The organism is Pseudomonas sp. 22490 (genome assembly GCF_052044465.1).
Taxonomy (GTDB): Bacteria; Pseudomonadota; Gammaproteobacteria; order Pseudomonadales; family Pseudomonadaceae; genus Pseudomonas; species Pseudomonas aeruginosa.
On the sequence record NZ_JBQENS010000023.1, the window covers coordinates 113,354 to 120,385 of the forward strand.

Consider the following 7,032-nt stretch of genomic DNA (forward strand, 5'->3'; position numbering starts at 1 on the left):
GCCGGCGTGTTTCCGTTGGAACGGCCGGTCAGACCAGTTCCATTTCATCCGGTGCCGCGGGCCTGTCATCAGACACCTTGCCGATATCCGGCAGGGCAATCACTTCATCCGCCTGCATGGGATACGCCAGTAGATACCCCTGAAGCGTATCGCAGCCGAGGCTGGTCAGAAATTCCTGCTGCTCGGCCGTCTCCACGCCTTCGGCTACGACCCGAAGATCAAGCGTCTGTCCCAGGGCGACGATGGCCGAGACGATGGCGGCATCCTCTGTGCCGCAAGCAAGGTCGTGTACGAAGCAGCGATCGATCTTGAGTTCCGTTGCGGGCAAGCGCTTGAGGTACAGCAGGCTGGAATAGCCCGTCCCGAAATCGTCGATGGAGATGCGGACGCCGATGTCATGCAGCTTCTGAAGGATCGCCTGACTGCTATCGACGTCACGCATGGCGGTCGACTCGGTGATTTCCAGCACCAGCCGGTGCGGTTCCAGCCCATGGCGATCCAGAGCGCCGCGCACTGCGTCCACCAGACCCGAATGCGCGAGCTGCACCGCAGACAGGTTGACCGCGATAGTCCAGTCCTCACGTCCTTCATCCCGCCACGCGGCCATCTGCCGGCATGCCTCGTTCAGCACCCACTCGCCGATCGGCACGATCAAACCTGTCTTCTCGGCCAGCGGAATGAAGCTCGCCGGGCCGAGCATGCCATGGGCGGGATGCATCCAGCGCAGCAGCGCCTCCAGGCCGGTAATCGGACCGTGGGGCGCGGTGAACTTGGGCTGGTAGTAGAGAGCCAATTGGTTGCGCTTCAGCGCCATACGCAAGTCCTGCAGCAGTTGCACCTGACCGTGCGCATTGGCGGTCATCGACGCCTCGAAGAAGCAGTAGTCGTCGCGACCTTTCCCCTTCACGTGATACATCGCCGCATCGGCATTGCTCAGCAGTTCGTCCTGGTTTTCGCCGTTGCCCGGATAGATGGCGATGCCGATGCTGGTCGAGACATGAAGCTCATGCCCTTTCACCAGGTACGGTTCTCCGATCGCCGCCACCAGCTTGCTGGCCAACACTCCGGCATCGGTTGGTTCGTCCACCTGAGCCAGGACCACGAACTCATCACCGCCGACGCGCGCAACGGTGTCACTGCCGCGGGTGTTCTCCACAATGCGTCCGGAAGCCGCGACAAGGAGCATATCGCCCAGCAGATGACCGTAGGCATCGTTGACCGCCTTGAAGCCGTCCAGATCCATGAACATCAGCGCGAAGCGGCTTTTCTCGCGGCGCGCCCGCTCCATGGCCTGGTTCAGTCGATCCTCAAGGAGGACGCGATTGGGGAGCTTCGTGAGGTTGTCGTGCAGGGCGAGGTACGTCAGCTCCTGATTGGCTTCTGCCAGTTCTTTCGCCAGCAATGCCGTCCGGGATTCCATGCGCTGCTCGAGCACCGAGACGATCAGCGCGATGGCCAGTACGGCCAGCACCGCGAGAATGATGGTCAGGGCGAGCCAGTGTGCATGCACACCGCCTTGCGCCGCGCCGCAAATGCTGCCTGCAGGAAAGTTCGCGGCGGCCATGCCGATGTAATGCATGCCCGCGATCGCCAGCCCCATGACGATCGCCGCGAGGAGGCGAAACAGAGTGGCCTTCGCGAAACGATGGCGCAGTACGAACTTACACCATATCGCCACTGCAGACCCGCAAATAGCAACGAGAACAGACAGTCCGAGCAGCGTCGGGTCATAAACGATGCCAGGCATCATCCGCATGGACGCCATGCCCGTGTAATGCATGCCCGCTACCCCGCCACCCATAACAATGGCACCGGCGGCAAGTAGCCGGTGGGTCAACGTTTCTTGCGTGACGATCCAGAGAGCAAAGGCGGACGCGGCGACTGCGAACAGGAGTGACAACAGCGTGATCAGCAAGTCGTAGCCGAGATCGATCGGCAGATCGAAGGCCAACATGCCAATGAAGTGCATGGACCAGATCCCGATCCCCATGGTGCAGGCACCGCCTGCCAACCACCATCGGGCGGGACGCCCGGAAGATGTCGCGATACGGCCTGCAACAACCAATGTGGTATAGGATGCCAATATGGCAACCGCCAACGAGAACAGCACTAATGGGCTGTCATAGCTGCCATGGAGCATCTAAATAATTCCCCTTCTTGAAATTAATTCATCACGGCAATTCAACTAATTCCGTAATGCCACTACAAAGTCTCCCACTTTAAGGATGGTCTGAAGTAGCCATGCATTTCTGGCTGACTTCAGCCTCCGCCGATTTTGAAAGCGGCAAATCGATCAAAAACGATCAGATAACCCGCTTATTTCGGTGTTTCTAGCCGCCGAGAACACCTCGCGGCGGCCATTTCCTTCATTACAGGCGCACCTCTCCTGCATTGGTCAGCAAATGTCGGCGTGCCATCCATAGGTTCGACAGCGCGAACAGCGTCACCAGTTGCGCAGTATTCTTGGCCAAGCCACGGAAGCGCGTCTTCACATAACCGAACTGCCGCTTGATCACCCGAAACGGGTGCTCAACCTTGGCCCGTACCTGAGCCTTGGATTTCTCGATCTTGCGTCTGGCTTTGTACAGCGCGCTGCTCTTGCCCAGCTTTTTGTAAGTGCTGCGCCGTGCTGCCACCTGCCAAATCACTTCGCGGCCATCATGCTCGGCACGCTTCTCGACGCCGGTATAACCCGCATCGGCGCAGACCACGTTTTCCTCGCCATGCAGCAACTTGTCGACCTGGGTGACGTCCGCCACGTTAGCCGCCGTACCTACCACGCTATGCACCAGGCCCGATTCGTCATCGACGCCGATGTGGGCCTTCATGCCAAAGTGGTGAGTCGGCCACAGGAACTGCCCCCGTAGCCGCTCGCAGAACCGTACGTGACACTCTCGCGTCATACGGCTCCCGTTATCCAACCTGTTGCTCGGTTACTTGCCAGTGATAAAACAGTCGAGGGGCAGCCGTCTGCACCGTGTCCAACCATTGAGATATGCGCCGCTTGCGCCCGTGAAGTATTTTGTACTTACGACCGGCCCAACGCTTGAGTGCGCTATCGATATGTCGAAAGATGCCAAGCATGGCCGTCCGATAGAACGCGCCATAGTACTGCCACCAACCTTGTATCACTGGGTTGTAAAGCCGAGCCACAGCAGCCAGCGTCACGTGAGTTTGGCGGTTGACCCGCCACTCGCGCACTGCTCGCCGCATCCGCTTCAACGCTTGCGCACTGACTCCCGGCAGGAAGCTGGTGAAAAGGTTGTTCTGTTGGCCGATTGCCTTCCTGGGTCTAAAAGTGAAACCAAGGAAGGTAAAGCTCACATGCGGATACTCCGCGCGTCGATTGCTGTCCTTGCAGTACACGATTTTCGATTTCTCGGGATGCATCGTGAGACCACAAACTGCTAGACGTGAAGCGATTGAACGCATCACGTGTTCTGCCTGCCTCTCGCTACGACAATGCACTACCGCATCATCGGCGTACCGGGCAAAAGGACAGTTTGGGCTGTTTCGTTGCATCCAAGCGTCAAAGGTGTAATGCATGAACAGATTCATCAGCATGGGACTGATCACGCCGCCTTGCGGGGTGCCACGTTCGCGTTGAATGCGAACGCCATCTGCTGCCTCGAACGGAGCAACCAGCCATCGTTCGATGTACAGCAGTATCCAGTCCTCTTTGATATGGGTTCGCACCGCTTTCATCAGCAGTTCATGATCAATGTGATCAAAAGCCGCCTTGATATCAAACTCCACCACCCAGTCGTATCGCCAGCAGCGCTCGCGTGTGATCGCTATGGCCTGTTTGGCTGAACGCCCTGGTCGGTATCCATATGAGTCCGGATGGAAAAGCGCATCCAGCTTCGGCTCGATGAGGAGTTTGACTACAGTTTGTGCGATACGGTCGCTGACCGTAGGCACTCCCAGCCTGCGTATACCCCCCGATGCCTTCGGTATCTCAACAACCTTGACCGGCGGCGGGAAATAAGACCCCGACGACATTCGATTCCATAGCTTGTAAAGATTCTTCGGCAGGTTCCGCTCAAAATCGGCAATGGTCTCATCGTCGATTCCAGCAGCTCCCCGGTTGGTTCTGACCTGCTGATAGGCCTCCCATATCACGCGCTTCGCTATGTTGTAAGGTTTGTTCGAACTCACGCCACTCATCCCCTGAGGTTGACAGCGTTCGTTGACAGGATAACGCCTCCCCTTCGCTCCGCCTTCATTACAAAGGCTTCATCACTACTACAGGAGGCTCCGCCCCTCATTCCAGCATTGGTATTCTTCCTCATGGTTTTAGCCATTTGTCATTTTCCTTTGCATCTGGAACAAGGTTCTCACGTTCCGTACCCAAGCCTGTATGGAGATCATGCCGCCTTTACACCGGCTGCCACTGGGGCCGTAAGCAGGTATGCGGATTCCACGGTCATCTGGCCACCCATTCCATGAGCATCTGACCACCGATTCCACGGTGATCCGGCCACCCATTCCACGCGCATCCGGCCACTGATTCCACGGCCATCCGGCCACTCAACCGGGCAGGCAGTAACGCAGGATTTCTTCACTACCATCGACCTCTTTTTCGAAGCAGAGAGGTCGTCGTGGAGCGTTTATCCATGCGTAAGATTCGCGAAGTACTACGTCTCAAGTTCGAGGTCGGACTATCGGCTCGCCAGATTGCGGTCAGCGTGCAGGTCGGTCGTGTCACCGTCGGCGACTACCTCAATCGTTTTGCCGCCAGCGGTCTCAGTTGGCCCTGTTCGTTGTCCGATGCCGAGTTGGAGCAGCAACTGTTCCCGCCGGCCCCGGCGGTTGCCAGTGAGAAGCGGCCTTTACCCGATTGGGCATGGGTGCATGCCGAACTGCGCCGCCCCGGGGTGACCCTGGCGCTGCTCTGGCAGGAGTACCGCCTGAGCCAGCCTCAGGGCTTTCAGTACAGCTGGTTCTGTGAGCACTACCGAGCCTGGCAGGGCAAGTTGGACGTGGTGATGCGTCAGGAGCACCGCGTCGGCGAGAAGCTGTTCGTCGACTATGCCGGCCAGACGGTGCCGGTTATCGATCGCCACAGCGGCGAGATCCGCCAGGCGCAGGTGTTCGTCGCGGTGCTCGGCGCGTCCAGCTACACCTTCGCCGAAGCCACCTGGTCGCAGCAGCTGCCGGACTGGCTAGGCTCCCATGCCCGCTGCTTCGCCTTCCTCGGCGGCGTGCCGGAGATCGTGGTGCCGGACAACCTGCGCAGCGCGGTGAGCAAGAGTCACCGCTACGAGCCGGACATCAACCCCAGCTACCGCGATCTGGCCGAGCACTATGGCGTGGCGGTGGTGCCGGCGCGGGCACGCAAACCGCGCGACAAGGCCAAGGCCGAAGTCGGCGTGCAGGTGGTCGAGCGTTGGATCCTCGCCGCACTGAGGAATCGGCAGTTCTTCTCCCTGGATGAACTCAACACGGCCATCGCCGGGCTGCTGGAGCGGCTCAACCAACGCCCGTTCAAGAAGCTGCCGGGCTCCCGGCAGTCGGCCTTCGACAGCCTGGATCGTCCGGCGCTGCGCCCCCTGCCGGAGCAACCCTACGTCTACGCCGAGTGGAAGAAGGCGCGGGTGCACATCGACTACCACGTCGAGGTCGATGGGCATTACTACTCGGTGCCGTATCAACTGGTGAAGAAGCAGCTGGAGGTGCGCCTGACGGCGCGCACCGTCGAGTTTTTCCACGCCAACCAGCGAGTGGCCAGCCACCTGCGCTCAATGCACAAGGGCAGGCACAGCACGCAGGCCGAGCACATGCCCAAGAGCCATCGCGAGCATGCCGAGTGGACGCCGCAACGGCTGATCCGCTGGGCCGAGCAGACCGGGCCGAACACCGCCGGCGTGATCCGGCACATCCTCGAACGGCGCATCCATCCGCAGCAGGGCTACCGGGCCTGCCTGGGCATCCTGCGCCTGGGTAAAACCCACGGTGAGGCGCGTCTGGAGTTGGCCTGCCGTCGCGCCATCAGCCTCGGCACGTGCAGCTACAAGAGCCTCGAATCGATCCTGCGCCAGGGGCTGGAAAACCTGCCGCTAGCTCAAACCAACCTGCCGCTGCTGCCGGACGACCACGCCAACCTGCGCGGATCCGCCTACTACCACTGACCCCAAGGAATCCCACCATGCTGCCCCATCCGACCCTGGACAAGCTGCAAACCCTGCGCCTGCACGGCATGCTCAAGGCGCTGAATGAACAACTGAAAACCCCGGACATCGACAGCCTGAGCTTCGAAGAACGCCTCGGCCTGCTGGTCGACCGCGAGCTGACCGAACGCGATGACAAGCGCCTGAGCAGCCGCCTGCGCCAGGCCCGGCTCAAGCACAACGCCTGCCTCGAAGACATCGACTACCGCAGCCCGCGCGGACTGGATAAGGCGCTGATCCTGCAACTGAGCAGTGGCCAGTGGCTGCGCGACGGCCTCAACCTGATCATCGGCGGCCCCACCGGTGTCGGTAAAACCTGGCTGGCCTGTGCCCTGGCCCACCAGGCCTGCCGGGAGGGCTACAGCGTGCGCTACCTGCGCCTGCCACGTTTGCTGGAAGAACTGGGTCTGGCCCATGGCGACGGCCGCTTCGCCAAGCTGATGAGCAGCTACGCCAAGACCGACCTGCTGATCCTCGACGACTGGGGCCTGGCCCCGTTCACCGCCGAACAGCGGCGCGACATGCTGGAGCTACTGGACGACCGCTACGGCCAGCGCTCGACCATCGTCACCAGCCAGATGCCGGTGGACAACTGGCACGAGCTGATCGGCGACCCGACCCTGGCCGACGCCATCCTCGACCGCCTGGTGCACAACGCTTATCGGATCAATCTGAAGGGTGAATCAATGCGCAAACGGACGCAGAAATTGACGACGCCGGGCACCTCAGACTAACAATGCCACCCCTGCGTCGCTGCGCTCCGACTGCCCGGCCGGATGGCCGTGGAACAGGTGGCCAGATGGCCGTGGAATGCCTGGCCAGATGAGCGTGGACTGGGTGGCCGGATGGTGTGGAATCCGCA

General features: G+C 60.5%; 3 protein-coding genes and 2 pseudogenes. 2 read left to right on the plus strand and 3 right to left on the minus strand.

Annotation, left to right across the window (positions count from 1 at the left end):
- Positions 1–28: 28 nt before the first annotated feature.
- The 3 genes and pseudogenes from ACTJJX_RS23610 to ltrA form a co-directional block, all read right to left on the minus strand.
- On the minus strand, positions 29–2,140 hold the full coding sequence (locus tag ACTJJX_RS23610; RefSeq protein ID WP_033938205.1) for a putative bifunctional diguanylate cyclase/phosphodiesterase: 2,112 nt from the start codon (positions 2,138–2,140) through the stop codon (positions 29–31).
- A 229-nt stretch (positions 2,141–2,369) separates the two neighbouring features.
- Positions 2,370–2,840: pseudogene (locus ACTJJX_RS23615) on the minus strand (IS5 family transposase); the annotation flags it as partial.
- Positions 2,841–2,899: 59 nt separating this feature from the next.
- Positions 2,900–4,167: pseudogene (gene ltrA, locus ACTJJX_RS23620) on the minus strand (group II intron reverse transcriptase/maturase).
- Between the two features lie 449 nt (positions 4,168–4,616).
- On the opposite strand from ltrA, the gene istA reads away from it, so the two are divergent.
- Both istA and istB read left to right on the plus strand, forming a co-directional pair.
- Positions 4,617–6,131: an IS21 family transposase gene (gene istA, locus ACTJJX_RS23625; RefSeq protein WP_146537839.1), complete on the plus strand. Its 1,515-nt coding sequence runs from the start codon at positions 4,617–4,619 to the stop codon at positions 6,129–6,131.
- 17 nt (positions 6,132–6,148) lie between these two features.
- Complete coding sequence (gene istB / locus ACTJJX_RS23630) at positions 6,149–6,904, plus strand: IS21-like element ISPpu7 family helper ATPase IstB (RefSeq protein WP_045107743.1); 756 nt, start codon at positions 6,149–6,151, stop codon at positions 6,902–6,904.
- Positions 6,905–7,032: the final 128 nt, after the last annotated feature.